We start from the raw sequence: 24,046 nt of genomic DNA, 5'->3' as shown, positions 1-24,046 counted from the left end.
TTTATTCATGGACTCACTATTCTCCGGTAATAAAAAAGTCAAAACCATTGTCAGAAATAAGCCTCTTTGCCTCCCGCACTTTCTGAATTTGAGTATTCAATGGCCTTTTTGAAGCGATCATTATTTTGTTGCGCCTGTTTTATTAGCTCTCGTGAAATCCAGGGTCCTGCCTTCATATTTATTACAAAAGTCGTGAACTCTTTTGTGATACTTTCTTTAGCTAATATTCCTTAAAAGTATGTGTCTGTTCGACTATCTTAATTTATACGTTAACTGAAACTTGCTTCAGGTGAGCTTTACAAAATTGAAACGTGGGCATGATATACCTGTCTTTTCAAGACTATTAGAATTCAACTTACAAGATTGAACTCAACTATTATGGAAAACAGATTTCTGGATATTCATAAAGTAGTAGGCGAAATGAGCCGGGAGACCTGGCAGAACTTACAGGGATTCACTTTTTCTAAGGCGCTTGTTTTGTCCATTATGGCAGGATCTTTTATTACTTTTGGGGCTCTCTTTTCGGTCCTTATATCCGCAGGTGTTGAATCTACAGGCCTGAACCTCCTACTGCAGGGTTTTGGTTTTTCTGTAGGCTTTTTTATGGTGATTCTAACCGGGGCGCACCTCTTCTCAGAAACAAACGTTGTACTGCCGGCTTCTCTATTAAACTGCAGAGCTGATGAACTTGCTTTTGGAGCCATGAAGTTTTGGGGAATCGCTATTTTGGGAAATATTATCGGAGCATTTTTGGTTGGTTTCTTCATCAATTATGCCCATGATTACCCGCAGGATGTGCTCGCTGAACTGACCAAAATTACTGATAAGAAAATGGCCTATTTTCAAGGCAATGATTATCAACACTGGTTCCAGGCGGTAATTTCCGGGGTGTTTGGAAACTGGCTGGTTGGGATGGCTGCAGTATTCGCCATAATGGGCAAAACTATTATTGGTAAATACATACCTGTGTTTTTAGCAGTCAGCCTTTTTGTAGCTGCAAATTTTCAGCACAGCCCTGCAAATATAGGGTACTTTTCCCTGATTATGCCTACCGGTTTGGGACCTGGCTGGGAAAACGCAATCTTATGGAACCTTATTCCGGCAGCTATTGGCAATATCCTGGGCGGGATTTTCCTTGTGGCGCTTCCATTCTGGTACGCTCTCAGTCCTTCAGAGAAGAAAGAGGCCCAGAGAGAATCTTAGCTTTGACAACACATATAATCACATCTTTGGAATCAATCCGAAATCGATTTTAAATAAGGTTAATCATGAGTAGTCTGCTCAACAATATCGGATACCGACTTGCTCACTTTCTCTCAGATGAGAGTGAAGAACAACAGACAACAGCAACATGTACCACAGAAGCACTTAAAGCCGCTCTCAATCCCGGCGATGTGCTTCTTGTTGATGGTGGCAGCCGGATCAGTATGGCTATCAAATATATCACACAGTCCACTTGGTCTCACGCCACACTTTACATAGGACAATATCAATCTGAAGAGAAAGAGGAGAAGTATGATCACGCGCTAATTGAGGCTGACCTTAAAAAAGGCGTAAGGATTGTGCCTTTAAACATGTATTGCAGTAAGCACATGAGGATTTGCAGGCCGGTGGGGCTTTCATCTGAAGAAATTCAGCAGATCTGCGATTATATGTTAGAACGGATTGGCTACCAGTATGACCTGAAAAATATTTTTGACCTGGCCAGATACCTAATACAGACTCCGCCGGTTCCTAAAAAACATCGTCGAAAACTACTTGCTCTTGGTAGCGGCGATCCCACAAAAGCGATCTGTTCTTCGCTGATAGCACAAGCCTTTCAGCAGGTTAATTATCCAATTTTACCGGTGCTGGATCCTGAGAAAACAAACGGTGAGGCCGCCAAACAATCTCAGGAAGAAATATTGCATATTCGTCACCATAGCTTATTTGCCCCGCGTGATTTTGATGTGTCGCCATACTTTCAAATTGTAAAGCCTTCAATCCGAGATGGATTTAATCATCATAATCTTAAGTGGGCAGATGAGAGCAATGGAGAACAGTATTCGAGCGAATGAGACTAAATGCCTCATTTAGTCTTTCAACTGTAATGGCTGCCAGAACTTAAGCTTTGTACCATTTTGATAATTTTTTTCAGGTCGTCACTCTTTGAAAGAAAAAAAGCCACACCGAGCGGCGTGGCTTTTAGAAACAATATTGGTGACAGAGATTATTCCAGGTGGCTTCTCAGCATCCATGCAGTTTTTGAGTGCGTGTGAAGTCTCTCTGTAATAAGATCAATAGATGCTTCATCGCTTGCCTCCTCACATGCAGGAAGAGCTTCTCGCGCGGTTCGCAGGACTGTTTCGTTATCAACTGCAAGCCGTCTAACCATTTCCATTGCTTTTGGCTGGTCTGTGTCTTCTTCGATAGATGTTAGCTCATTAAATTCTCTGAAAGACCCCGGCGCACGGTGCCCAAGAGCACGAATTCGTTCCGCAATCTCATCAACAGCTTCAGCAAGTTCAGTATACTGCTCTTCAAACTGCTCGTGAAGTGAATGAAAATGCTCTCCGGTCACATTCCAGTGATAATTATGTGTACGCAAATAAAGCATGTAAGTATCTGCCAGTACTTTTGACAAACCATTCGCAATTTTTTCTCGATGTTCTGCTGAAATACCTATGTTAATTTCCATATCCTGTTTTCCGTTTACGACTGTTGCTTGACTCATTTTAACCTCAATCGTTTAAGTGAAATATTTATGCTTCGTTTGCTCATATGACACTTTTGAGGTGTATTTCATTCCATGCCGGCCGCCTGAAAAACAGTGATAAATCAAGCTTCCAGCTCATGGACTTCTTTCAATATTGCACGTGCGTTTTCGTCGTTCTTTTGCATGACTCTGTGCTGAAGATTGGTAATAATCTCAGGCTCGGCACGCTCGAAAGCTAGCTCTTTTGCTTCCTTCTCTGTGCCGGTTCGCAAGAGCTCATAAATATCATCAGCCCGAACTATACTGTACAAATTATCTTCATTAAACGCATGAGACCGAAGCTCTTCAAATTTCTTAAACAATTCCGGAAACTGTTTAGTGTCATCGGCTCTCTCGATAACTTCAACGTCAGAGGGGCCTTCAGCACTTAAAGGTGTTTTACAAATATAGTAGAATTTCTGTTTGTAGATCATAGAAGAACATTTTCAATAATTTCAATTCAATTCCTAAAATATAACCTTTTCAGGTGACCTTCCCATATTTTTCAACTGATGGATTTCTAAATCATGGATATTACGGTTGCCATGGCTTTAGAGATGTTCAGGCAACCGATATACATTGGTAAATCGTTATTTCAACAGGCATTTTAAAAGATTAAAGTTGTGCCTGTGTATTGTCAACATAGAAATTTGGCAAAAGACCGATTTTCAAAAAGTCATTACAGCAGATCTTTGGGTCCCGTAAGCCATTTAAACGTTGTATTCACTTCTGAAAAGTCTTCCCATGTTGGTGCTGAAGTATAAAAACAGGCAATATTAGCCGTTGTGATTTTCTTTGCTGCCGTTCCTCCGGACAGACGGGCTACCGTTTGTTCAACAGAGGGATTGTGTCCCGCAACAAGAACTACGGCAGCTTCCTCAGGTGCGTTGCGCACTGCGGCTACATATGCATCTGTTCCCTCATAGTAGAGGGTCGCGTCAAAGCGTATTACCTGTTCATCAATCTCCATAATTTCTGCTAGAAGCTGAATTGTTTCGCGTGCCCGTGTAGCGGTTGAACAGACGATATAATCGGGAATCAGCCCAAGATCGGCCAGGAACCTGCCCATGGCCGGGGCGTCTTTCCGGCCTCTTTCGTTCAGCGGACGCTCGATATCTTTCAGCGACGAATCATCCCAGGAGGATTTCGCGTGGCGCATGATCAATATGGTTTTCTCATTATTCATATTACTGTATTTGGCTTTTAAGCTTAGTTCGATTATTCAATTAAAAAAGTGCCCCTTAAAAAGGGGATTTAAGGGGATGTTTATCAGATTCTTGTAAAATCCGATGGACACTCCTCTTCCATTAGGGATCCCGTAGTAGGGGCAATCTCCCCTTTTTAGTGGAGAATTATGCTCTAAACTTTTAAATGATAAATGACTTTTAATCGAACTTAGCTTCTTCAATAATTTATTATGGTCTGATCTTCACTTTAAAAACGGCCCGGGGCAGATAAAAAGCAAGGGCAACTCCCCTTACAGCCATAAACAGCACCATCGCCAGCCACAGGCCATGAACACCCAGGTAGATTGTACCAATGTAGTACACGGGCAGAAAAAATAGGAATGTTGAAACCAGCATTGTATTTCTCATCGGTCCGGTTGCCGTGGCACCGATAAAGACGCCATCAAGTATATAGCATACACTTGAGATAAATGGTGCCAGAACGGTCCAAAAAATTACGCTCAGCGCCAGGTCTATTACATTCTGCTTATCGGTAAAAATAGCCAGGATCTGATCATCAAAAAGGCCATACACGATTGATCCTGCAACTCCTATTGATAGCCCCCACGCCAGGTTGTAGTACACCGCTTTTTTCAGCAGCGGTAAATCCTTAGCTCCTTTAAACCGGCCAACCATACTTTCGGCTGCGTATGCAAATCCGTCAATTCCATAGGAGGCAACCATCCAGAGCTGTAAGAGAATTGTATTTGCCGCGAGAATCAGGTCGCCCTGTTCCGCAGATTTTGCTGTAAAGAATGAAAATGTGAAAATCAGGCAGAGGGTTCGGATAAATATGTCCCTGTTTACAGAAAAAAACTGTCGGATCTCCCCTGCGTTTAACAGTTCATCCATCACAAAATGAGTAAAATAGCGCCGGTATCGAATCAAAAACAGGGCAATCGCAAGGGCAAGAGCCAGGTAAGTTGAGATGAGCGTTCCGTATGCCACGCCATCGACATGCATATCCAGCCCGTAGATAAACCATACATTTAATACGATGTTCAGCAGGTTCAGAGCAATTGTAATTATCATAGGATATTTTGCATTTTGCATGCCCAGGAACCAACCGTTCAGGCCATAAAGCGCCAAAACCGCCGGTGCAGTGTAGATCCGGATATCAAAATAGACGAGTGTGTAGAGCTCCACTTCCGCCCCACTCTCTATTATCTGGAAGCTCAGGTCCGATATCGGCTGCTTCAGTATCAAAATCAAAATGCCAATTACAAGCGCAACCAGCTGAACCCGGGCCAGCATCATCATAATCCCATGGCGGTTGCGCTTGCCATATTCCTGCGCCGTGAGCCCGGTGGTTCCCATCCTGAGAAACCCAAAGCCCCAGAACAAGAAATTGAATATCATGCCGCCCACGGCAAGTGCTCCAAGGTAGTACACTTCGTCAAGATGACCCACCAGCGCCGTATCTACGACGCCCAGTAGAGGCACTGACAGGTTACTGATCACATTGGGAATGGCGAGATTCAGTATTTTCTTATTCACGCTAACATGTAAGTTTTTTGCGCTGAGATAGTATCAACATAATTTTGCGTTTCACTACGCTGCTGGGTTGATTCATTTTTGTTTAAAGTGTAAAGTCGGATTGTTAAACTGCTTCAAATTTTTCGGCATCCATCACACCAAACAATCACTACAGAATAATTTTTAGCGCTATTCCGATTTTTTAAACTCCTTAAACTATCGTTTAAATTTGATGAATAAAATCGGCTTCATAATCATTTTATACTTTTTGAAACCTTCCGGAACGTTGGCAGATAAAATACCATCCTGTCTTTTGCGTAGTAGGTTTTATTAATTGCCAGATATTTAACATTCTAATAATTCTTTACTTATGATTTGATATAATGCGTTCGGTGGTCAGACGCCGATTACTAATAACCGAATTCCTTAAACTACCTATTAATCCAATTACCCAATACCATGGAACTAAGCTACTGGGAAAGCCGCTGGAATAAAGACAAAACCGGATTTCACATGGACGAGGGCTACCCAGGCCTCAAAAATTACTGGCCTGCTCTCAACCTTTCATCCAATTCACGCGTGTTAGTCCCGCTTTGTGGAAAATCGGTAGATATGATTTTTCTCGAACAACAGGGGGCAGATGTGGTTGGCGTTGAAGTTTCTCAAAAAGCTGTCCTCTCTTTCTTTAGCGAACAACGCAGAGAGTTTCACACAAAAGACTATTCAGGATTCACCATTCACACATCTGGAAATATAGAGCTGTGGCAGGGAGATTTTCTTAAATACCCAGCGCAGAAATCAGGTTTTGACCTGATCTACGATAAGGCCGCCCTTGTGGCACTTCCGCCGACCAAGCAGACATCATATGTAGATAAATTGCACTCCCTCGCGGGCCCCGACACTAAGATACTGCTCCATCATTTTGTATATCCACAGCATGAAATGCAAGGGCCACCATTCAGTGTAAAACCACAAAAGATCGATGATTATTTTTCCGATCAATTTACACTTAGCCTGCTCGAAGAAAAGCGAATTCCCTCCGAACAGTTCATTCCTTTCCGGCGGCGTGGGTTGAAAAGCTCTATTACTGAACGTCTTCTCATTCTAAAACCCCGTAAATAGCTCGTCAAATGGTAGGTTACTCTGTTTTTACTTCTTTTTTCCCTGTTATCACACAGAAAGTTGCATGTAAGGCCACCTGCATTTATTTTCCTTTTTATTTTTCATAACCCGCGTAACACGTAACTCATTATCTCATGGACATAGATAAGCGTAATCAGCTATTAACAGTACTACTCGGCATCATCATAATCGGGATGAGCTATTACTTGTACATATCCATTGTGGGCCCATACCAGGCAGTGCTGGATGAACGTGAAATGGTTGAGCGCGAACGCCACCGAATGGAAGTGGCACGTGATGCAATTGTTCAATATAACCGGCGGCGCGGCAACTACCCGCCCACAGAAGGAGGTTTAGACAGCCTCGTAGCATTTTTGAAACAAGACTCCATGATGGTTGCACGGGGCGAAGATCTCTTTGAATTCCGTGACCCGTCTACCTACGACCCTGATTCCGTCATTTACTCTCCACGGCCTCCCCACAACAGGTTCGAATATACCCTGAACGACACAATTAGGCCTAAACTGTATCTGCTTGAAAACCCCGGCAGCGAAGATCAAATCGGGTCTCTTGAGCGTACGACAATGCTGAATGCCCCTAACTGGAATTAACAATGACCGATGAGGATGTTTGTCTTGGAATCTGTTACTCCGATAATCAAATTTATTATTCGGTAAACGACCAGAACAACCCATCTTCAGCGAAGCATATAGGTGCTTTCGACTTTAACTTCAATGTAAAAAATGCGATCGTCCACGGAAACGACGACGCATTTTCCGGTATTAAACGATCAGTAGCTGATCTAAAAGAAAGATTCAATTGCAACTCCATTCGGATCTTGTCACCGGCCGATGAAGAGTGCTGGACAATTCTGCCCCGCTATGTATATGAAAACCCGGATGAACGGGAAGCTCACATTCGAATAATTGCACAATCGGTTCCGCGCGAGGATCTTCAAATTACCTGGTACAAGCTCAGCAATGTAGATCATCGCCTTCTGCTTATTCGGGACTCCAATGCCATGGGTGGTTTTAAAAAACTGCTGGGAGACGTGTCTCATACTGAATACATTTCAGAATTTGAGATTGGTATCGACTGGCAAAATCACACCAATATTAATGGGTCATTTCTGGCTATTCATTGCAGCCGAAACTATATCTCCGTCAGCTCATTCCTTTTAGGCAAGCTCAGGGGTGCTACTGTTATACGGTTCGATAATGTCAGCGATCTGCCCTACTACTGGAAACTATTTGCACAAATAAATTCCTGGATGAGTGGCATTCACGAACAAATCTACTTCTACGGGTTCCACGCTTCTGAAATACGAAAGGTGCTCGCCCCGTACTGGGATCGATCAGGAGAGCACATTATAATGAACTCGTTGGAAAGAATGCACATATCGGCCCCTGAACAAACGTACGGATTCCCTCTGGAGCGTGCATTTCCGGCCATATTACTGAGCATGAATTTCGATCATCAACCCGAAAAGGAACTCCATGAGAATCATAACGGGAACTCTTAAAGGACGAAAGATACCAACGCCAAAAACCGATTTGCTTCGTCCCACTACCGACCGCACAAAAGAAGGGATATTTTCGGTGATAGCAGCCCGTCGGTATTTTGAAGGCACCATCGTGCTTGACCTGTTTGCCGGAAGCGGTAATCTGGGCTTTGAAGCTATTTCAAGAGGGTCAGAAAGCGTAATATTTGTGGACCGAGAACCGGACCACATCAAACATATCGAAAAACTTGCAGGCACATTTGATGTTGAAGACCAAATTTCGACAAGGATAATAGCCGTCGAAGAATATCTTGAAAACCCGGGTCAATCGTTTGATTTTATTTTTGCCGATCCGCCTTACGACTACTTTTTCATGACGGGGATTATTGAGATGGTACTTGAGCGGGATATACTTAACAAGGATGGCTGGTTTATTCTTGAGCATGATAAACGCCATGACTTTTCCGATCATCCCAACTGTGTTTATTCAAGGCCCTATGGCCGCACGATTGTATCTATCTTTATGAAGGAGAACAGCGACTTTTAACAGTCTGGTTATGGAAGAATCCAAAAAGATTGCAATTTATCCGGGATCTTTCGATCCGTTTACAAACGGTCATATTGACTTGGTTGAACGAGCTACCCGAATATTTGACCTGGTCGTTGTAACAGTTGCGGTGAACAGCAAGAAAGAGACCTTATTTACAGGACAGGAACGCGAAGATCTTATTCGTGAAGCCATCAGCGACAAGCCATGGAAAGATAAAGTGGAGGTAGAACAGTTTACGGGCCTGCTGATTGATTTTGCTGAAGAAAAGAATGCTACAGTCCTATTGAGGGGCGTAAGACAAATTTCTGATTTTGAATATGAGTTTCAAATGGCACTTACCAATCGCAGGCTGTCTCCAAAACTGGATACACTCTTTTTGATGCCCGACGAAAATCACGCCATTACATCCTCGTCAATTGTAAAAGAAGTAGCTCTTTGGGATGGTGACATTACCAGCTTCGTTCCACCCAATATTCATAAGGCCATTCTCAAAAAAATGGAGTAATTGATTTGAATCTTGCACACCGAATCTTGCACCCTGACACAAGTTCGTAATTCGGTGTTTATCATTCATTATTCCTTAATTCACTTTGTCATTTCCTCCGTATTAATACCCTCTTTTTTGGCAGATTATTGCTATCATTCAAGACAGTAAAATTTAGCGTTCCAGCAATTAAATCAACAATCCATGATATCAAACCGCGCAGAGAATCTATCGGAATCGCAAACGCTTAAAATATCCGGCCGAGCAAAGCAGCTGGCCAGAGAGGGTGTGTCTGTCATATCGCTGAGTGCCGGCGAACCAGACTTTAAAACGCCAGCCCACATTTGTAATGCCGCCATCGAAGCTATTACTGACGGATTTCATGGCTATACAATGAATACAGGTATGCCGGAATTGAGGGAGGCAGTTGTGAATAAACTCAAGCGAGACAACGACCTCACTTACAGCGCCGATGAAATCGTCCTCTCCAACGGTGCTAAGCAGTCCATCGGGTTTTCACTGCTGGCTACCATCAACCTGGGAGACGAGGTGCTAATACCCGCCCCCTACTGGGTATCTTATCCGGAAATGGTAAAAATGGCCCAGGGAACTCCTGTTCCCATACGAACATCGTTTGCTGATCAGTTTAAAATGACGGCCGAACAGCTTAGGGAACACATCACTCCTAATACAAAAGCTCTGATTCTATGCTCGCCCTCCAACCCAACGGGCACCTGTTACACGTTAAAAGAGCTGAAAGAGATTGCCAATGTATTAAGAGAATACCCCGATATTCTCATTTTTTCAGATGAAATTTATGAGTACATCGTGTTCAACGGCGAGCATGTCAGTATTTTGAATGCTGCACCAGACCTTCAGGACAGGACAGTTGTGATCAACGGTTTTTCAAAGGGATTTGCCATGACTGGCTGGCGGCTAGGTTATGCTGCCGGCCCTAAGGCTATCATCAGCGCTCTGGCAAAAATTCAAAGCCAGGAAACATCAGCCCCATCATCTATCTCTCAAAAAGCGGGAATTGCTGCTTACACAGGCTCCATGGCCCCAGTATCTCGAATGAGAGATTCCTTTTTAGAACGGCGTAATTATATGGTTAAAGCGCTCAATGAAATTGACGGTGTTGACTGTTTTACTCCTTCCGGGGCATTTTACCTCTTCCCCGATATTCGTGCATTTCTTGGAAAGAGTACCCCGTCTGGCTCAACTATTAAAACATCTACCGACCTCTGCCTCTACTTGCTGGAGGACCATGGGGTTGCCGCAGTTCCGGGAGATGCTTTTGGAGAACCTGGCGGGTTAAGAATCAGCTATGCGTCGTCGATGGAACAATTAAAAGAAGCGATCCAACGTTTATCGAATGGATTTAATGCCTTGACCTAATCCGTCATTTTGCGCCTGAAAACAACTTTGGCACATTTTGTGCTGTATGTTCAGTCAGTTTAGTGAATGTATTAACAAATATAATAAACCAAGTATGCCTACATACGAGTATAAAAGGGAAGATGGTACCACATTTGAAGTACTCCAATCAATGTCTGAAGAGCCGCTTAAAGTGTGTCCGACAACCGGTCAGCCTGTAAAACGTCTAATCAGTGGCGGAACGGGACTTCTTTTTAAAGGGTCCGGATTCTATGTAACGGATTACAAAAACGGGAAAAGTAACGGGAAGGGGAAGAACAACGAAAGCTCATCAAAAACTGATTCGCCGGAATCTAAATCTGCTTCGACAGATAAAAAAGAGCCTAAGTCCGGCCCCGATAAACCTACCGATTAAGCAGCCGAATGTCTGAACAACGGTCAAAGCGGTATGAAAAAGCATCTGAGCAATTTGTGTTGCTATGGGGCGAAATGGCATCTGCATGGGGAATCAACAAAACGATGGCTCAAATCCACGCTCTGCTCTATGCAGAAAACGAGCCATTAGATACCGATACGATCATGAATCAGCTGCATATTAGCCGTGGGAATGCAAATATGAATCTCCGAAATCTTGTGCAGTGGCAGCTTGTTAATAAGGTACACTTTAAAGGAAAACGGAAAGATTTCTATACTGCCGAAAAAGATGTCTGGAACATTGTTGCTGTTTTAATTGATGAGCGTCAGCAACGGGAAATTGCCCCCATCCAGCATAACCTGGTAGAATGCCTCAAGCTTTTTGAGAATGGAGAAGAGCTCACCGAAGAGGAAAAAGAATTTAAGGAGAGAATCGAAAACTTCATAGAATTCCTGGAGATGTTCGACAGGTTCACAAAAGCGATGCTGCCTTACATCAACAAGAAGAATCTAAAATTCCTAAAAAAACTGGTCAAGCTTGCAGAGGCACATCAGTCTCTTAAAGGAGAAGCGAACACCGTATCCGCCAACGATTAAAATATTATGTCTAAAACAGGCCGTCAAATTGGAGATGAAGGCGAGGAAATTGCGTCTGCGTATCTGGAGTCAAAGGGATGGCTTATTCTCGATCGTAACTACTATTTTGAAAAGGCTGAGGTAGATATTGTTGCTTACGATCATAAACAGATTATTTTTGTTGAAGTTAAACTTCGGTCAGGCACCTACTTTGGACGACCGGAAGATTACGTTACGCCCCAAAAGGAATCCCTGGTGAAAAAAGCTGCCGAGGCGTGGGTCTACGAACGAAAAATGGAAACTGCACTTGTCCGGTTTGATGTAATTGCAATCGTTCAAAATGACAAAGAAGCACCCGATATAACCCACTTTGAAGATGCTTTCCGATAAATCTAAAATGCGGGCATGAAAGCAACACTGGAACAACTACTGCGAACATCCTTGTCGATGGTAGTTTTTTTTATACTACTCATACTTATCACGCCTCTTGTTCTCTTTCTGCTTATCATTTCCCTGGGACGTTTAACCAACTTTGTAATCGAACAAATTGCTCCGCTGCTCGCTTACCCGGTGTTCTTTATTCTCGGTATCCGGTTCTCCATTAAACAACACACAGACAGGCTGTCTGTTCCGGCTGTCTACATATCCAATCACAGTTCCACTCTCGACTTATTTACTATTCTTGCCCTCGGCCTGCCACGCGTACGGTTCATTGCAAAATGGGAGCTTCAGTATAATCCACTTTTTTTTATTCTTGGGCGACTCACCGGCCAGGTTTTCATCAAACGGCAGAATTCAAAAGAAGCAGTTACAACATTACAAAAATCATATGCTAGAGTGAGAGCGAAAAAACTCTCCATCTTTGCTGCCCCTGAAGGTTCCCGGAAACACGAGGGTATCATTGGCCCGTTCAAAAAAGGTCCATTCCGTACAGCCATGGATCTTGGCTATCCCATTGTCCCAATCTATTTTGAGGGGAACCAGCGCCTGAGTGAGGGCGGCTCACTGGTTACGCGAAAAGGTAAATCAACAGCACATATCTACCCGGCCATCTCCACTGATGACTGGACCCTCGACACGCTCGATGATGAAATTGCCGGCGTGCGGGCACTCTACCTGCAATGGGCTGCCGCTGACTTCGACCTCCCGGTAAACGACGTTGATGTGTGACCTTTATCCATTAATTGTCAATGGAAATTCTGCAAGTAATTAGACACCGTATCTACAAACAGATTTAATATCCTCAGATTGTTCAATCTGCATGTTTCTTTTAAATTTGAGGATGACTTTCCATTTTTTAATAAATTATATGAAAGCAAAACATGGATAGCAATCACACAAAATTCTCGACAGATTTTACCGGCTCAATGCCTCGACTAACCTGACGGGTCGTAATTCGATGCCTTACTCAAAAGATTATTTTATTTAGCCACATAACATCCTGCAAGCCATTTATTCCGATCTTTTCTATTGTCACTGTAAAATCAATTCGCTTTTTAATTTTCAGCAACTATATTAGATGCTGTTGGTAGCGTTTTTTTTTACCTAAAAGGGTTATTAAGTCTACCTCAGTTATTCATTTGTAGTAGCATGAATTTTTTGTTTTGCAATACTGAGTTTCTCCCACTACATGAGGCTGACGTTGAGTAGTAACTTTACAGGTCAGATCGGTTAAAGCAGTATCGCTGAGTGCTCTCAAAAACTATATCAAATCGCTGCCTCTACAATAACAATATTTCGAACGGTTAATATATAAGCCATTTATTTATGGGTCAGTCTTTAGAATACAGGAGCGACAAAACACGTGAATTTTTGTTTGATATCCGTCCGGATCTTCAGCAACCACTCTCTTTCCAGCGTGCTCAATCATTTGCGCCCCACTTGGGCTGTACAGTTCTCAATGATTCAAGTGCCCGGTTTTTATTTTGGAATCCAGAATTTAAGGAAGCATCGCTTACATTACTTGAATTGTACATACCAAATTTGTACCTCAATTTCGAGAAACCTGAGCAGCATGCATCATTTCAGTACTATTCCTTTCCCATTCAGACAGAAGGAGAATTTGCGGCCGCTGTTGTTGATGGAATTGCTGTTGGAACAAATAATCAGTTTGGAGTTCTGTACCAGGTCAAAAATTCGTACCCGTCGGGACGTGAAAAAATTATCCGGGATCCGATGGCCATTTCAATGCCTTATGGAATACACGCTCCCTCCGAAGTCTACGATCTTGATCGGACTTTATCGCAGCGGAAGGATCAGCACTATTTCGATAATCTGAAACATTCTCTTTCATCGGAAGAAGACTATCGCATTAAACCATCCGTAAACCTTCTTGAAATTCATGTTCAGACCGCAACGATATCCGGGACATTACATTCACTTACTCAACGTTTTAAACAGATTGAATCAAAGCTCAAAAACGGTGGTGAACTAACGGCTGACGAAATGAACTTAACCGGGTTCGATGCTATTCAACTTATGCCCATTGATCCAGTTATTGAGCATCCGGACCGCCATATTTTTTGGGATCCTGTTAACTCTCCATCTAAGAATGGTGAAGAAATAACCGTGAGACTTCGTAAACCTGATATTCTCAATTGGGGCTATGACGTTACTATATTTGGCGCAGCAGCAATCAACCCGTCTCTGCTCACAACCGGGCGCCCGGATGAACTCCTTGAATTTATTGAGACCGCACATAATTTTCCGCGTCCTATGAAAGTTGTGCTTGATGTTGTATATGGCCACGCTGATAATCAGGCGCTGGAGGTGATGCCTGGTATGTTTTTTAGCGGACCAAATATGTACGGGCAGGACATCAGGTTTAAGCACCCCATTGTTCGGTCCATGATTCTTGAACTGCAGCGCAGAAAAATAAACTATGGGTTTGATGGCGTCCGTGTGGATGGGGCACAAGATTTTAAATACTATGATAGTACTCGCGATAAAGTGCTACATGATGATCAATTTCTTAGGGAGATGAGCGACACGATGCAAAATGTGAATGGAGTTGAATATCGCCCCTGGATGATTTTCGAAGATGGGCGACCCTGGCCGCGAGACGACTGGGAGCTTGCTTCTACTTATCGGGAGGTGACTAAGGATCAGCCACATGCATTTCAATGGGCCCCAATGATTTTTGCCTATAACACCCCTTACAGCTATACATACTGGGTTTCCAAGTGGTGGCGCCTTCGGGAGATGTTTTTAATGGGGGAGAAATGGATTGGCGGATATGCAAATCATGATACAATGCGCAGGGGAACACAGGCCAATCCGGAGCCGATCAACATCAATACCCATCTTGGCAATTCCCTGAAAATGATCATGGACAATGCCTATAATAACCCTGCTACAACCCTGTTAATGAATGGTTTTTTACCGGGCGTACCTATGGATTTTCTTCAGGCTCTCGGAAGTACACCCTGGACTTTCATTCGCGATACAGATACAACCTATGCAATTAAAGTTGTAGCTGAAGAGGCTCACTTTCTTGATTGGCAAATCACTGAAAATGAATACAGACAGTCACGGTTTTTTAAAAGACTCAAACATATTGGCTACTTAACTCTCGATCAGTTAAGATCTTTCACAAAAACGCTCCTCCACCTTGTTGAGGCAACGAATCATTCAGTTGAACATATCTTATCAATGCTGAATAACTCACACCTTTCTAATAATGAAGACATATGGACGCCAGATAAATTACATGATTTTTGCCGCGCATGGATGAGGGATATGAGTGCGTATTGCACAGTTGATTATCACGCCCGATATATAAATACAAATAAAGCATCTTTTAATCTGGATGTCAGAACTTTCAGGATGAATAATCCATGGCTTATTAACAACTTCGGGGGGGCGGATACTTTATCTTACATTGAGCCGGTTAACGGAACCGTTATTTACTACGGCTACCGTAAGGACCCTAATAGTGGAAAAGAGATTGTAGTTGTACTAAATATGGAAGGGCAGTCTAAACAGGTCGTTCCAACAGCTCTGGGCTTACCCGTGACAGAACCTGAAAAATGGAAAGTTGCTTTATCTACACCAAATATCTCGAGAAAAAAGATAGATGAGGCAGTTCGATTGTCGGTTACCCAGGGACTCCTATTTGAAAAGTCTGAGTAAGTAACATAAATAAAGCCACACAACTAAGTGTGGCTTTTTTAATGTATTTCCTAATAACGTTTCTATCTATTTTTCACGATAGAAATAAATTCGTTTGTTGGATGCGTCTTTTCCACTTTTAATCTTCACGTTATTCTCTTGATTATATTGATAAACGGCAGTTCGCATGGAATTAACGCTCTTGTCGTTCGAATACGAGACTTCAACTGCCTGTCCACCGGGTTCAAGTTTATCAAGTGCGTCCATTAAAGGCTTGAACTTTGAGGATCGCCGTTTGCTTGACTTTATCTGTGAACGCTTAACAAATTTAATGTTCATGACTTATGCTTTGTTATCTTTCAACTGTAATTGTAAAATTTTTGCCACAAATAATAATTGTGCTGATTGTAAAAACCTTTCTATAAAAATAATGAATAAATTTTAATAATCCCTATTTCAAAATTAAACTTATCTACACAAAAGTTATTGTTCGATAACTGTGAAAATCACTTAAGACTTTCCCGTATAGGTCTTTACACCTACGTTTAATTTATTTCAGAAAATATATTCTTAAACTTTTCTCAGAATACCTCATTAAAACTATTTTCAGATTTTAATGAACATGCTTAACACACATACAATTATCTTTGAGCAATTTGTATATATTTAACGTGTATATGTAATAAATAATATAACACTGATTATAATATTCACTTCTATATGCCTGACCAATAAGGTTTTGACATTTCACATATATTCACTGAAAATTTGTGTATCAGCATTGTCTTTTAATTATCGGCAAGAGTTTTAAAAACCTAAACACAACTGCGAAATAAAAATATACAGATCAGTGACCTCCTTCTACATTTCATCATATCTGTACATCTTTGGTAATATTGTTCGAAATAAAATCTTACAGTATTCAATGAACTGAATTCCATTTACCTGTAATATTCAATTAGATTATTGACCTGATTGCAGCGGCAATTTATTTAAGAATTTATTAATCCTTCCGACAATTACTGCATGATTGAAATGTGTCACCCCACATTCATTTGAAACTATTTTCCAATTTAGATTAGAATCGGGTTACCCATTTTTAATTAATATTAGAATTAATTAATATAAGGAGCCGCATAAATAACACAGTGTTAGCGAAATAACACAAATGCGCAGTAAACTCGTATTCCGCTCTTTAATGAAGGATATTCTATGAAAGGCACGTTAAAATACACATTGCTCTATTACTTCTCAGTAAGCATTATGTCTGCTTCTATTATATTACTGATATTGCGTGGCCTTCAGTGGCCGCTCAGCTCTGAGATAATTATAGGAACTACTCTATACATTCATAGTTTGATTCTGGCAAGGACAAGCAAAGACCTGTTTATAACGGCACACCAAAAAGGCCTGATCTCGGAATGGCTTTTCCAAATGCAGCACGGATACGATATGAGCAAAAGTAATGGCGATTCAGACGCCTGATTAGAAGGTGGCCTAAAACAGTCTTATTTCGTTCAAATCCTCTCCTCAAATCTGCCAGCTTCTCTTTTCAATACTATTTCATATCGTAAGCTGTTTTCGGAGACTCTTGATTTTCCTTATTAGATTCGAAGTGAAATATTTTATTGCTAACCTTGTAAACAATCTTGATAATTGGCAGAAAGCTTAATCCGATTGCGAGAATGACAATCAGCTGTAAGTTAATATTCAATGGCATAGTGAGATAGGCGGCACCAATCATAAATATATTTATGAGCCATAGAATGAATGCTGAGTAAAGATGAGAAATCCCAAATTCCAGTATCTCGTGGTGGATATGGTTACGGTCAGCTTTAAACGGGCTATTACCACTTTTAAGACGGATCGTTATTACTCGGAGCGTATCAATGATTGGTATGATTAATATTGATATGGCAAGTATCTCGCCATTCGCTATATGCCATGGCTGTGCTGTCAACCCGTGATTCAAAATCAGGAACTGCAATGAAAGATACCCCAATATAAAGCCAACAGACATTGCCCCGGTATCGCCCATGAAAATACGTGCGGGATACATGTTAAATGCCAGGAAACCGATTAGTGCACCTGAGAGTGAAAAAGATAGAATTGCAAGACTCAAAAACCCTGCACCCCAGAACCAAATACCTAATATGCTTGATGCAATCACTCCAACTCCGCCTGCAAGTCCGTCAATGCCGTCAATAAGGTTGTAAGCGTTGATGATGGCAATAAGTATAACGACAGACGCTACAGAGCCTCCTGACAGGCTTAAATCACCAATACCAAATAGTCCGCTGAAGCTACTAAGTGAAATACCACCGCCATAGACCAGAATAACTGATGCGATGATCTGAATCGTAAATTTTTTGAAAGGGGTTAATTCTACAATATCGTCACGGACCCCCATCAAAAAGAGTATCAAAAGAGCTGCAATAAAAAACGGGAATGAATCCACTGCAACGACCTGACCCCAGACTGAATATGAAATCATAAAAGCAGCAAAAATTCCAACACCGCCCATAGTGGGTACAATTCGCTTATGCAGCTTTCGTTTACCGTCAGGACTGTCGATAAGCTCCTTCAAATCGGCGACCTTTATAATGGCCGGCATAGATATGTAACTAATCACGTAAGCTGTTAATACAGCAGGCACGATCAGCATCAAATCGTACAGATTCATTTTATTATTCCTCTTTCCCCTATCATTTAAATGCCTATCCGTTTACTCTCCGACAATGCCGGTTATTGTATTACGTTGTTTTCTAATTTTCCAAAAATGGTGCACTCCAATGCATAAGCAAGATCTTCTCAGATATATCTATAGTTAAGAAATTATGCAGCCAATAAAAATTAATCTCTTAGGTGAAAAAGCTTATAAATACGCTTTTATGATTAAATTTTACTAATGGATTAGCCATTTGAGAAGCAACTGATGTGCATCGTTCAATTATCAAAATAAACAGTAAATTAACGATAATACACATTTCTGCTGTCATCCAGTTATTATCTCATCCTATTGATTGGTCGTTTAAATTCAGTTTTAGCCTTGGAGGAAAGGTAAGGTGCGGCATACTTAAATGTTTTGTTTTATAACATAGCGTGCTGAACCGAAGACAATGACGACACTCCGCTTCATAATACAGATGACTCATGATCCACCGGAAAATCATCTGACGGTTTCTGAATCTATCGTTATTAAATATCCTGGAAAAGGTATTGACTGCACTGGCCTGATTATGAATCTACCACTCAATCCATATCTATCAAAGTCATGTGGCTCTACTTTTCCTTCAGTCTAGATATTCGGAAAAAAATCGGGTCGCACTGCACTGAACAACTAAATTACTATTTAACTTATGCCAGCTCGGATGCAACAGAATCTTTTTTTCTGAAACCCTTTGATCCCGTCCGGCCATTTTTAGCCCCGCTATTTGATGTCGATTTTTCCCACTTCTGGGCAACTTCCAGCTTTTCTGAATCACTCTGTTTGAAATTGTACGTCGGCACAATTTCCCTCAGCGAATCTCGGAGAGTGCTCATATCACCGCTGTTAATAATTTCTGTCATCCTGTTAATCTTAGTATCGAGGTCATCCTTAGAAAGTTTATTGCTACATATCGCCTTAAAAATCTCGGTATGATTGGTATCAATAACGCCTTCTTCTGCGTTCAGTAACTCCTCGAACAGCTTTTCTCCCGGACGAAGCCCCGTAATCTTAATCTGGATATCTTTACCCGGTTCCAGGCCGTGAAGTCGGATCAAATCTCTGGCCATATCGATAATTTTTACCGGATCACCCATATCGAGCACAAACACTTCCCCGCCATCTCCCATCGCGCCGGCCTGCATCACAAGCAGCACTGCTTCCGGTATTGTCATGAAATACCGTTTCATATTAGGATCGGTAAGTGTGATAGGCCCACCATTTGATATTTGTTCCATGAAAAGGGGAACAACGGACCCTCTTGATCCAAGTACATTGCCAAATCGAACAGAGATAAACCGGGTATCACAGGTACCGTTAAACGACATGCATATCTCTTCTGCTACTCTCTTCGTGGCTCCCATCACATTGGCAGGATTAACGGCTTTATCTGTCGATACCATCACAAATCTTCCGACATTATACCTGCATGCAAGCTCTGCAAGATTTCTTGTTCCGCCAACATTTACGCGAATCGCTTCATCGGGGAAAGATTCCATCATCGGTACATGCTTGTATGCTGCTGCATGAAATATGGTATCAGGCCGGTACATCTTAAAAATACGGTCCATTTTTAATTCATCAGCCACATTTGCCACGCATGGAATAATATTTGATCCACTTGCCTTAAGTTCATTCTCTATGTGAAATAACTCGGTTTCATCCACGTCAAGCATCACAAGTCTCTCGGGGTTGAGTTTGGCGCACTGACGTACCAGCTCGCTTCCAATAGATCCGCCACCGCCGGTTATCAATACGGTTTTGCCGGTAATAGAGCTCTCTATAGATTCCATATCAATTTTCACAGGCTCCCGCCCAAGAATATCTTCAATACTAATATCGCGTATATGCTTCACGCCAACCGGATCGTCAGTTATAGAGTGGAAGGACGGAAGGACTTTTATATCCATATCGGGACGAATGGATTTTACCTCATCAATAATCTCTTTAAGGTCTTTCTTGGGGATTTCCGGAAACGCCACGATCAGCTGGTCAACTGAATTGTTCCTGATATAGTCGAGCATCTCGCTACGGCCGCCCAAAAAGCGTGTGCCATGAAGAAGAAGCCCCGGCATGATGCGGTCATCAAATATGCCGCATACGTTGAGGTTCCATCGCTCATTTTTGAGGATATCGCGCAGGATTTGCTCTCCCTCACTTTCCCCACCAAAAATGATAGTGTGCTTTTTTCTCTTTTTAGGTGCAGATACCAATTCAATGTATAACCGCTTACTGATTCTGAAACCGCCAACAAGGACAAGTGCATTAATAAGGGTGAGGGCCGTATAAGCATACTCGAAATTTCCCGGGTTCATAAACATTTCTGCAACTATCAGTGAAAAAATCCCACCTCCGGTAAGCCCACCAAATATTCTAACAAGCTCTCTAATACTCATGTAGCGCCAGTTTACGACATACATGCGAAATACCGACAGGCCGGCAAGCAGAGACACTATCATCAGCCCTGTGAACTCAACTGGTAACGGCCGTTCTGATCCTGCAAAAGGTGCAAGGACTGAATAGGCCACAAGAGAGGACACTACAAGTGCTAATGTGTCGCCCGCCAGGAAAAATAACCCCCTGGTAAACCTGTTTATATATTTGTACCTAACCTTATACGATTCGACTTCCATATTCTGTTCTCTTCTTGGAAACATTGTTATTTCTAATCTACAGCAGGCACGTTGTTATCTTCTGTAAATAATGATACTAAATTGATAATTGTCGTTATAACCAAATACTATACGTTTGTAGCAATGTATTTAATTTTATTAGAAACATGGATTACAATATTATAATTAAGGATTATCAATATATGACCAAAAATCGGTCTTATATCTCTTTTAAAAGCCTTTCTTCTGCTATTCCAGGCCGACGAATTACCTTGCAAAATTAATCGTCAATTCGAAGTTCTTTTTTTAGAAAATAGAGAACTTTTTCCCGTTCCCCCTCCGTCATATTACTTCCGGACGGCAGACACAAACCGAATTCAAACAACACTTCCGACACACCATTTCCATAATAGGGCGACTCAGAATAAAGTGGCTGCATGTGCATCGGTTTCCAAAGCGGCCGGCACTCAATATTTTCTTTTTCTAATGCGAGCCGGACATCTTCACGACTTACTCCGCCGGTTTCTTCCGGGTTGATGATGATCGTTGTCAGCCAGCGGTTGCTGAAACATTCCTCAGGCTCTTTTAGGAAGTAGACCCCCATGGGAGAGGCCTGGTTTTTTAGATCTGCCTTAGAGTCACCTGAAAGCCATGACTGTCCGAGATTATCAAAATAAAATTGGTGGATCTGCCGCCGTATGTTCACATGATCGTCCAGCACCTTCATCTGACCGCGGCCAATGCCTGCTACAATGTTGCTCATTCGATAATTGTAGCCAACTTCTGAATGCTGATAGTGAGGGGCATCATCACGGGCTTGTGTGGCCAGGAACCGGGATTTCGCGATAATATCTTCGTCGTCTCCCAAAAGAGCGCCACCGCCTGATGTTGTAATAATTTTATTCCCGTTAAACGATAGAATTGACAGATTGCCAAAAGAACCGCACTTTCTATTATCGATGGAGGAACCCAGGGCTTCTGCGGAGTCTTCAATCACGGGAATTCCATATTTCTCTCCAATTTTAAGAATTTTGTCCATTTTTGCCGGCATGCCATACAGGTGAACAGCGATAATTGCTTTGGGTTTTGAACTTTCTTCCCCCTCACCCACTGTCAAGCGATCGATGATCGCCTCCTCGAGCAGAGCCGGATCCATATTCCAGGTATCTGGTTCTGAATCGACAAACACAGGTTTCGCACCCTGATACAGGATGGGGTTGGCAGTAGCGGCAAAAGTGAATGACTGGCATATGACTTCATCTCCCGGTTTTACGCCACACAAAATCAGTGCCAAATGAATACCTGCCGTCCCAGAGGTAATTGCTGCAGCGTGCCCCCTGCCGGTATAATGTTGAAGATCTTTCTCAAACCCGTTGACATTCGACCCCAAAGGAGCGATCCAGTTTTTTTCGAACGCGTCATTGATGAAATCCAGTTCCTCTCCGCCCATATGGGGAGAAGAAAGATAAATGCGCTGTTTTTGGTCTGCCATTACTGTTTAGTTAGTAGTTATATCTTTCCCTGATGGATAATGAAGATGAAAACATTGCCTTTATACCCTCAAAACCAATCCTGATTTCTAATTAAAACCTACGCATTATTCGGATTACAGTGTGATTATAATTCCTTATAGTTTCAGACTCTCCCTTGAAGAAGCAGGGTGCAGGGTGCAGGGTGCAGGGTGCAGGGTGCAGGGTGCAGGGTGCAGGGTGCAGGGTGCAGGGTGCAGGGTGCAGGGTGCAGGGTGCAGGTAGAAAGTTGAAGATAGCCATCCGTGCATGTCAAATTTAATACTGAAAAATGCAGACTTTTTTCAGGCTATAGTTATTCACTGCAGTTTTCGATCACCACATTTCAAAATCATCCAACTCGTCTCCCTGCCTCTACCTTGTACCTTGCGCCCTGTACCCTGCACCTTGAAACAAAAAAAGCCCCCCGATTTCTTGAGAGGCTTTTGAATAATTGTACTGCTTATGTCAGGATCCGGGTCCGGTCTTAGCCGAGGAATCCGAGTACAGACTGTGGTCCGTTGTTGGCCTGGGCCAGTGCGGACGTGGCGGTCTGCTGCAGAATCTGCAATCTGACCGACTCACTCTGTTCTTTCGCAAAGTCGGCGTCCATAATTCGACTCGAAGCAGAACTGTTCGCGCTGATTGACTGCGAGAGCGTTACTTCACGGATGCTCAGTGAGGACTGGGTCATACCGATCTCATTCACACGGCCGTTCATTGACTCAATTGCACCGTCGATACCTTCAAGGAACCCGCGATAGTCCGCAGCACTTGCTTGCGTGGCACCATCAGCGAACGACAGAGCACCAGCTCCAGCCGTTGACACAGAAATCGAACCAGTACCTGCGCCATCAAAAAGTTCAGATACATTCACAGCATCTATAGATGCTTCCAATGTATCTGATGCCCGCTCTCCAACCTGGAATGTCAGATCTACAGATCCTGAATATCCACCATCAGCACCGTTCAATAACTGCGTATCCTGGAATACTGTCTGGTCAGCGATATCGTTGATGTCTTCGGCTAGTTTGGAAATCTGGTCACCAATGTAGCCCCGTTCTTCAGCGCCAAGCGTATCATTCGCTGCCTGAGTCGACAGAGACTTCATTTCAATCAGGTTGTCCATCACCGTGTCAAAGCTTGACTCTGCAATATCAAGAACCGACTTGGCATCGCCCACGTTAGACATTGCCTGCTCAAGGCCGGCCACCCGGCTGTTCAATTTCGTTGCGATCGCATATCCGGCCGCATCATCTTCTGCCTTGTTGATCCGAAGACCGGTCGACAGCTTCAGCTGGTTGTCGGAAAGATCCCTGTTAATTCTGTTCAGCGACAGCTGGGAATCCAGCGACTGAATATTTGTATTGACTCTGTTTAAATCACCAAAACTTGCCATAATAGTTTACCTTTGTTTTTTGTTTATAAATGCTTTGTTGCGTTGGTTACAGCATTTATCGTAGGGCAAATCCGCTTCTTAAATATTTTTTAATATTTTTTTCAAGGCTCAAGGCTCAAGGCTCAAGGCTCAAGGCTCAAGGCTCAAGTAAGAAATTGAACATGGCCATCCGTGCATGTCAAATTTAATATTAAAAATTGCAGATTTTCCAGGCTTACGTTGTTCACTGCAGTTCACTCATTAAATTTTG

General features: G+C 42.5%; 23 protein-coding genes. 14 read left to right on the top strand and 9 right to left on the bottom strand.

Annotated features, from left to right (window positions below; genetic code table 11):
• Nucleotides 1-378: 378 nt before the first annotated feature.
• Together AABW11_RS04515 and AABW11_RS04510 are read left to right on the top strand one after the other, a co-directional pair.
• Complete coding sequence (locus AABW11_RS04515; protein ID WP_340103590.1) at nt 379-1,203, top strand: formate/nitrite transporter family protein; 825 nt, start codon at nt 379-381, stop codon at nt 1,201-1,203.
• A gap of 65 nt (nt 1,204-1,268) precedes the next feature.
• Nucleotides 1,269-2,057: a YiiX/YebB-like N1pC/P60 family cysteine hydrolase gene (locus AABW11_RS04510; RefSeq protein ID WP_340103589.1), complete on the top strand. Its 789-nt coding sequence runs from the start codon at nt 1,269-1,271 to the stop codon at nt 2,055-2,057.
• A 152-nt stretch (nt 2,058-2,209) separates the two neighbouring features.
• On the opposite strand, the gene AABW11_RS04505 is transcribed toward AABW11_RS04510, so the two are convergent.
• The 4 genes from AABW11_RS04505 to AABW11_RS04490 form a co-directional block, all read right to left on the bottom strand.
• Nucleotides 2,210-2,713: a Dps family protein gene (locus tag AABW11_RS04505; protein WP_340103588.1), complete on the bottom strand. Its 504-nt coding sequence runs from the start codon at nt 2,711-2,713 to the stop codon at nt 2,210-2,212.
• A 104-nt stretch (nt 2,714-2,817) separates the two neighbouring features.
• Nucleotides 2,818-3,168, bottom strand: coding sequence for a hypothetical protein (locus tag AABW11_RS04500; RefSeq protein ID WP_340103587.1), 351 nt, complete (start codon nt 3,166-3,168; stop codon nt 2,818-2,820).
• A 245-nt stretch (nt 3,169-3,413) separates the two neighbouring features.
• Entirely contained in the window at nt 3,414-3,920 is a 507-nt protein-coding gene (locus AABW11_RS04495; protein ID WP_340103586.1) for a SixA phosphatase family protein, read from the bottom strand.
• A 229-nt stretch (nt 3,921-4,149) separates the two neighbouring features.
• Nucleotides 4,150-5,457: an MATE family efflux transporter gene (locus tag AABW11_RS04490; protein WP_340103585.1), complete on the bottom strand. Its 1,308-nt coding sequence runs from the start codon at nt 5,455-5,457 to the stop codon at nt 4,150-4,152.
• A gap of 438 nt (nt 5,458-5,895) precedes the next feature.
• Here AABW11_RS04490 and AABW11_RS04485 point away from each other — a divergent pair, with 438 nt between their 5' ends.
• The 11 genes from AABW11_RS04485 to gghA all read left to right on the top strand — a co-directional run bounded on the left by AABW11_RS04485 (nt 5,896) and on the right by gghA (nt 15,591).
• Nucleotides 5,896-6,558: a hypothetical protein gene (locus tag AABW11_RS04485; protein WP_340103584.1), complete on the top strand. Its 663-nt coding sequence runs from the start codon at nt 5,896-5,898 to the stop codon at nt 6,556-6,558.
• A 134-nt stretch (nt 6,559-6,692) separates the two neighbouring features.
• The gene (locus AABW11_RS04480) at nt 6,693-7,169 is read left to right on the top strand and encodes a hypothetical protein (protein WP_340103583.1); all 477 of its coding nucleotides are present in this window, start codon (nt 6,693-6,695) and stop codon (nt 7,167-7,169) included.
• A 2-nt stretch (nt 7,170-7,171) separates the two neighbouring features.
• Nucleotides 7,172-8,080 (top strand): hypothetical protein, encoded by a 909-nt coding sequence (locus tag AABW11_RS04475; RefSeq protein WP_340103582.1) that lies wholly within the window; start codon nt 7,172-7,174, stop codon nt 8,078-8,080.
• Nucleotides 8,055-8,606: a 16S rRNA (guanine(966)-N(2))-methyltransferase RsmD gene (gene rsmD / locus AABW11_RS04470; RefSeq protein WP_340103581.1), complete on the top strand. Its 552-nt coding sequence runs from the start codon at nt 8,055-8,057 to the stop codon at nt 8,604-8,606. The genes AABW11_RS04475 and rsmD overlap by 26 nt, the downstream gene beginning before the upstream one ends.
• Nucleotides 8,607-8,616: 10 nt before the next feature.
• Nucleotides 8,617-9,114 carry a pantetheine-phosphate adenylyltransferase gene (coaD, locus tag AABW11_RS04465; RefSeq protein ID WP_340103580.1) on the top strand — a complete coding sequence of 166 codons (498 nt, stop codon included), beginning with the start codon at nt 8,617-8,619 and terminating at the stop codon, nt 9,112-9,114.
• A gap of 183 nt (nt 9,115-9,297) precedes the next feature.
• Nucleotides 9,298-10,491 (top strand): pyridoxal phosphate-dependent aminotransferase, encoded by a 1,194-nt coding sequence (locus AABW11_RS04460; RefSeq protein WP_340103579.1) that lies wholly within the window; start codon nt 9,298-9,300, stop codon nt 10,489-10,491.
• Between the two features lie 94 nt (nt 10,492-10,585).
• On the top strand, nt 10,586-10,885 hold the full coding sequence (locus AABW11_RS04455; protein ID WP_340103578.1) for an FmdB family zinc ribbon protein: 300 nt from the start codon (nt 10,586-10,588) through the stop codon (nt 10,883-10,885).
• A gap of 8 nt (nt 10,886-10,893) precedes the next feature.
• Nucleotides 10,894-11,481: a GbsR/MarR family transcriptional regulator gene (locus AABW11_RS04450; protein ID WP_340103577.1), complete on the top strand. Its 588-nt coding sequence runs from the start codon at nt 10,894-10,896 to the stop codon at nt 11,479-11,481.
• Between the two features lie 6 nt (nt 11,482-11,487).
• A complete protein-coding gene (locus tag AABW11_RS04445) occupies nt 11,488-11,850 on the top strand; it encodes a YraN family protein (protein WP_340103576.1) in 363 nt (120 codons plus the stop codon).
• Nucleotides 11,851-11,865: 15 nt separating this feature from the next.
• A complete protein-coding gene (locus AABW11_RS04440; RefSeq protein WP_340103575.1) occupies nt 11,866-12,630 on the top strand; it encodes a lysophospholipid acyltransferase family protein in 765 nt (254 codons plus the stop codon).
• 597 nt (nt 12,631-13,227) lie between these two features.
• Nucleotides 13,228-15,591, top strand: coding sequence for a glucosylglycerol hydrolase (gghA, locus tag AABW11_RS04435; RefSeq protein ID WP_340103574.1), 2,364 nt, complete (start codon nt 13,228-13,230; stop codon nt 15,589-15,591).
• A gap of 66 nt (nt 15,592-15,657) precedes the next feature.
• Here the strand turns inward: gghA and AABW11_RS04430 are convergent, their stop codons facing one another.
• Nucleotides 15,658-15,909: a hypothetical protein gene (locus AABW11_RS04430; RefSeq protein ID WP_340103573.1), complete on the bottom strand. Its 252-nt coding sequence runs from the start codon at nt 15,907-15,909 to the stop codon at nt 15,658-15,660.
• 873 nt (nt 15,910-16,782) lie between these two features.
• Here AABW11_RS04430 and AABW11_RS04425 point away from each other — a divergent pair.
• Nucleotides 16,783-17,055 carry a hypothetical protein gene (locus tag AABW11_RS04425; RefSeq protein WP_340103572.1) on the top strand — a complete coding sequence of 91 codons (273 nt, stop codon included), beginning with the start codon at nt 16,783-16,785 and terminating at the stop codon, nt 17,053-17,055.
• A gap of 73 nt (nt 17,056-17,128) precedes the next feature.
• On the opposite strand, the gene AABW11_RS04420 is transcribed toward AABW11_RS04425, so the two are convergent.
• The 4 genes from AABW11_RS04420 to AABW11_RS04405 all read right to left on the bottom strand — a co-directional run bounded on the left by AABW11_RS04420 (nt 17,129) and on the right by AABW11_RS04405 (nt 23,796).
• Nucleotides 17,129-18,253 carry a glycosyltransferase family 4 protein gene (locus tag AABW11_RS04420; RefSeq protein WP_340103571.1) on the bottom strand — a complete coding sequence of 375 codons (1,125 nt, stop codon included), beginning with the start codon at nt 18,251-18,253 and terminating at the stop codon, nt 17,129-17,131.
• Between the two features lie 674 nt (nt 18,254-18,927).
• The gene (locus AABW11_RS04415) at nt 18,928-20,934 is read right to left on the bottom strand and encodes a polysaccharide biosynthesis protein (protein WP_340103570.1); all 2,007 of its coding nucleotides are present in this window, start codon (nt 20,932-20,934) and stop codon (nt 18,928-18,930) included.
• Nucleotides 20,935-21,169: 235 nt separating this feature from the next.
• Nucleotides 21,170-22,381, bottom strand: a complete 1,212-nt coding sequence (locus tag AABW11_RS04410) for a DegT/DnrJ/EryC1/StrS family aminotransferase (protein WP_340103569.1) — start codon at nt 22,379-22,381, stop codon at nt 21,170-21,172.
• A 503-nt stretch (nt 22,382-22,884) separates the two neighbouring features.
• Nucleotides 22,885-23,796: a flagellin gene (locus AABW11_RS04405; RefSeq protein ID WP_340103568.1), complete on the bottom strand. Its 912-nt coding sequence runs from the start codon at nt 23,794-23,796 to the stop codon at nt 22,885-22,887.
• Between the last annotated feature and the right edge of the window lie 250 nt (nt 23,797-24,046).

This window comes from Rhodohalobacter sp. 8-1, from assembly GCF_038150125.1.
Taxonomy (GTDB): domain Bacteria; phylum Bacteroidota; class Rhodothermia; order Balneolales; family Balneolaceae; genus SW132.
Note: the sequence above shows the minus strand (reverse complement) of the source record. Positions and strands in the feature narration are given on the sequence as shown.

Bases quoted from the DNA above. Each gene is read 5' to 3' on its own strand.
- AABW11_RS04450 (WP_340103577.1), top strand. From the start codon at position 10,894: ATGTCTGAACAACGGTCAAAGCGGTATGAAAAAGCATCTGAGCAATTT.
- gghA (WP_340103574.1), top strand. From the start codon at position 13,228: ATGGGTCAGTCTTTAGAATACAGGAGCGACAAAACACGTGAATTTTTG.
- AABW11_RS04480 (WP_340103583.1), top strand. From the start codon at position 6,693: ATGGACATAGATAAGCGTAATCAGCTATTAACAGTACTACTCGGCATC.
- AABW11_RS04410 (WP_340103569.1), bottom strand. From the start codon at position 22,381: ATGGCAGACCAAAAACAGCGCATTTATCTTTCTTCTCCCCATATGGGC.
- AABW11_RS04405 (WP_340103568.1), bottom strand. From the start codon at position 23,796: ATGGCAAGTTTTGGTGATTTAAACAGAGTCAATACAAATATTCAGTCG.
- AABW11_RS04440 (WP_340103575.1), top strand. From the start codon at position 11,866: ATGAAAGCAACACTGGAACAACTACTGCGAACATCCTTGTCGATGGTA.
- AABW11_RS04500 (WP_340103587.1), bottom strand. From the start codon at position 3,168: ATGATCTACAAACAGAAATTCTACTATATTTGTAAAACACCTTTAAGT.
- AABW11_RS04425 (WP_340103572.1), top strand. From the start codon at position 16,783: ATGAAAGGCACGTTAAAATACACATTGCTCTATTACTTCTCAGTAAGC.
- AABW11_RS04495 (WP_340103586.1), bottom strand. From the start codon at position 3,920: ATGAATAATGAGAAAACCATATTGATCATGCGCCACGCGAAATCCTCC.
- coaD (WP_340103580.1), top strand. From the start codon at position 8,617: ATGGAAGAATCCAAAAAGATTGCAATTTATCCGGGATCTTTCGATCCG.
- AABW11_RS04475 (WP_340103582.1), top strand. From the start codon at position 7,172: ATGACCGATGAGGATGTTTGTCTTGGAATCTGTTACTCCGATAATCAA.
- AABW11_RS04455 (WP_340103578.1), top strand. From the start codon at position 10,586: ATGCCTACATACGAGTATAAAAGGGAAGATGGTACCACATTTGAAGTA.
- AABW11_RS04510 (WP_340103589.1), top strand. From the start codon at position 1,269: ATGAGTAGTCTGCTCAACAATATCGGATACCGACTTGCTCACTTTCTC.
- AABW11_RS04460 (WP_340103579.1), top strand. From the start codon at position 9,298: ATGATATCAAACCGCGCAGAGAATCTATCGGAATCGCAAACGCTTAAA.
- AABW11_RS04515 (WP_340103590.1), top strand. From the start codon at position 379: ATGGAAAACAGATTTCTGGATATTCATAAAGTAGTAGGCGAAATGAGC.
- AABW11_RS04415 (WP_340103570.1), bottom strand. From the start codon at position 20,934: ATGTTTCCAAGAAGAGAACAGAATATGGAAGTCGAATCGTATAAGGTT.
- AABW11_RS04445 (WP_340103576.1), top strand. From the start codon at position 11,488: ATGTCTAAAACAGGCCGTCAAATTGGAGATGAAGGCGAGGAAATTGCG.
- AABW11_RS04505 (WP_340103588.1), bottom strand. From the start codon at position 2,713: ATGAGTCAAGCAACAGTCGTAAACGGAAAACAGGATATGGAAATTAAC.
- AABW11_RS04430 (WP_340103573.1), bottom strand. From the start codon at position 15,909: ATGAACATTAAATTTGTTAAGCGTTCACAGATAAAGTCAAGCAAACGG.
- rsmD (WP_340103581.1), top strand. From the start codon at position 8,055: ATGAGAATCATAACGGGAACTCTTAAAGGACGAAAGATACCAACGCCA.
- AABW11_RS04420 (WP_340103571.1), bottom strand. From the start codon at position 18,253: ATGAATCTGTACGATTTGATGCTGATCGTGCCTGCTGTATTAACAGCT.
- AABW11_RS04485 (WP_340103584.1), top strand. From the start codon at position 5,896: ATGGAACTAAGCTACTGGGAAAGCCGCTGGAATAAAGACAAAACCGGA.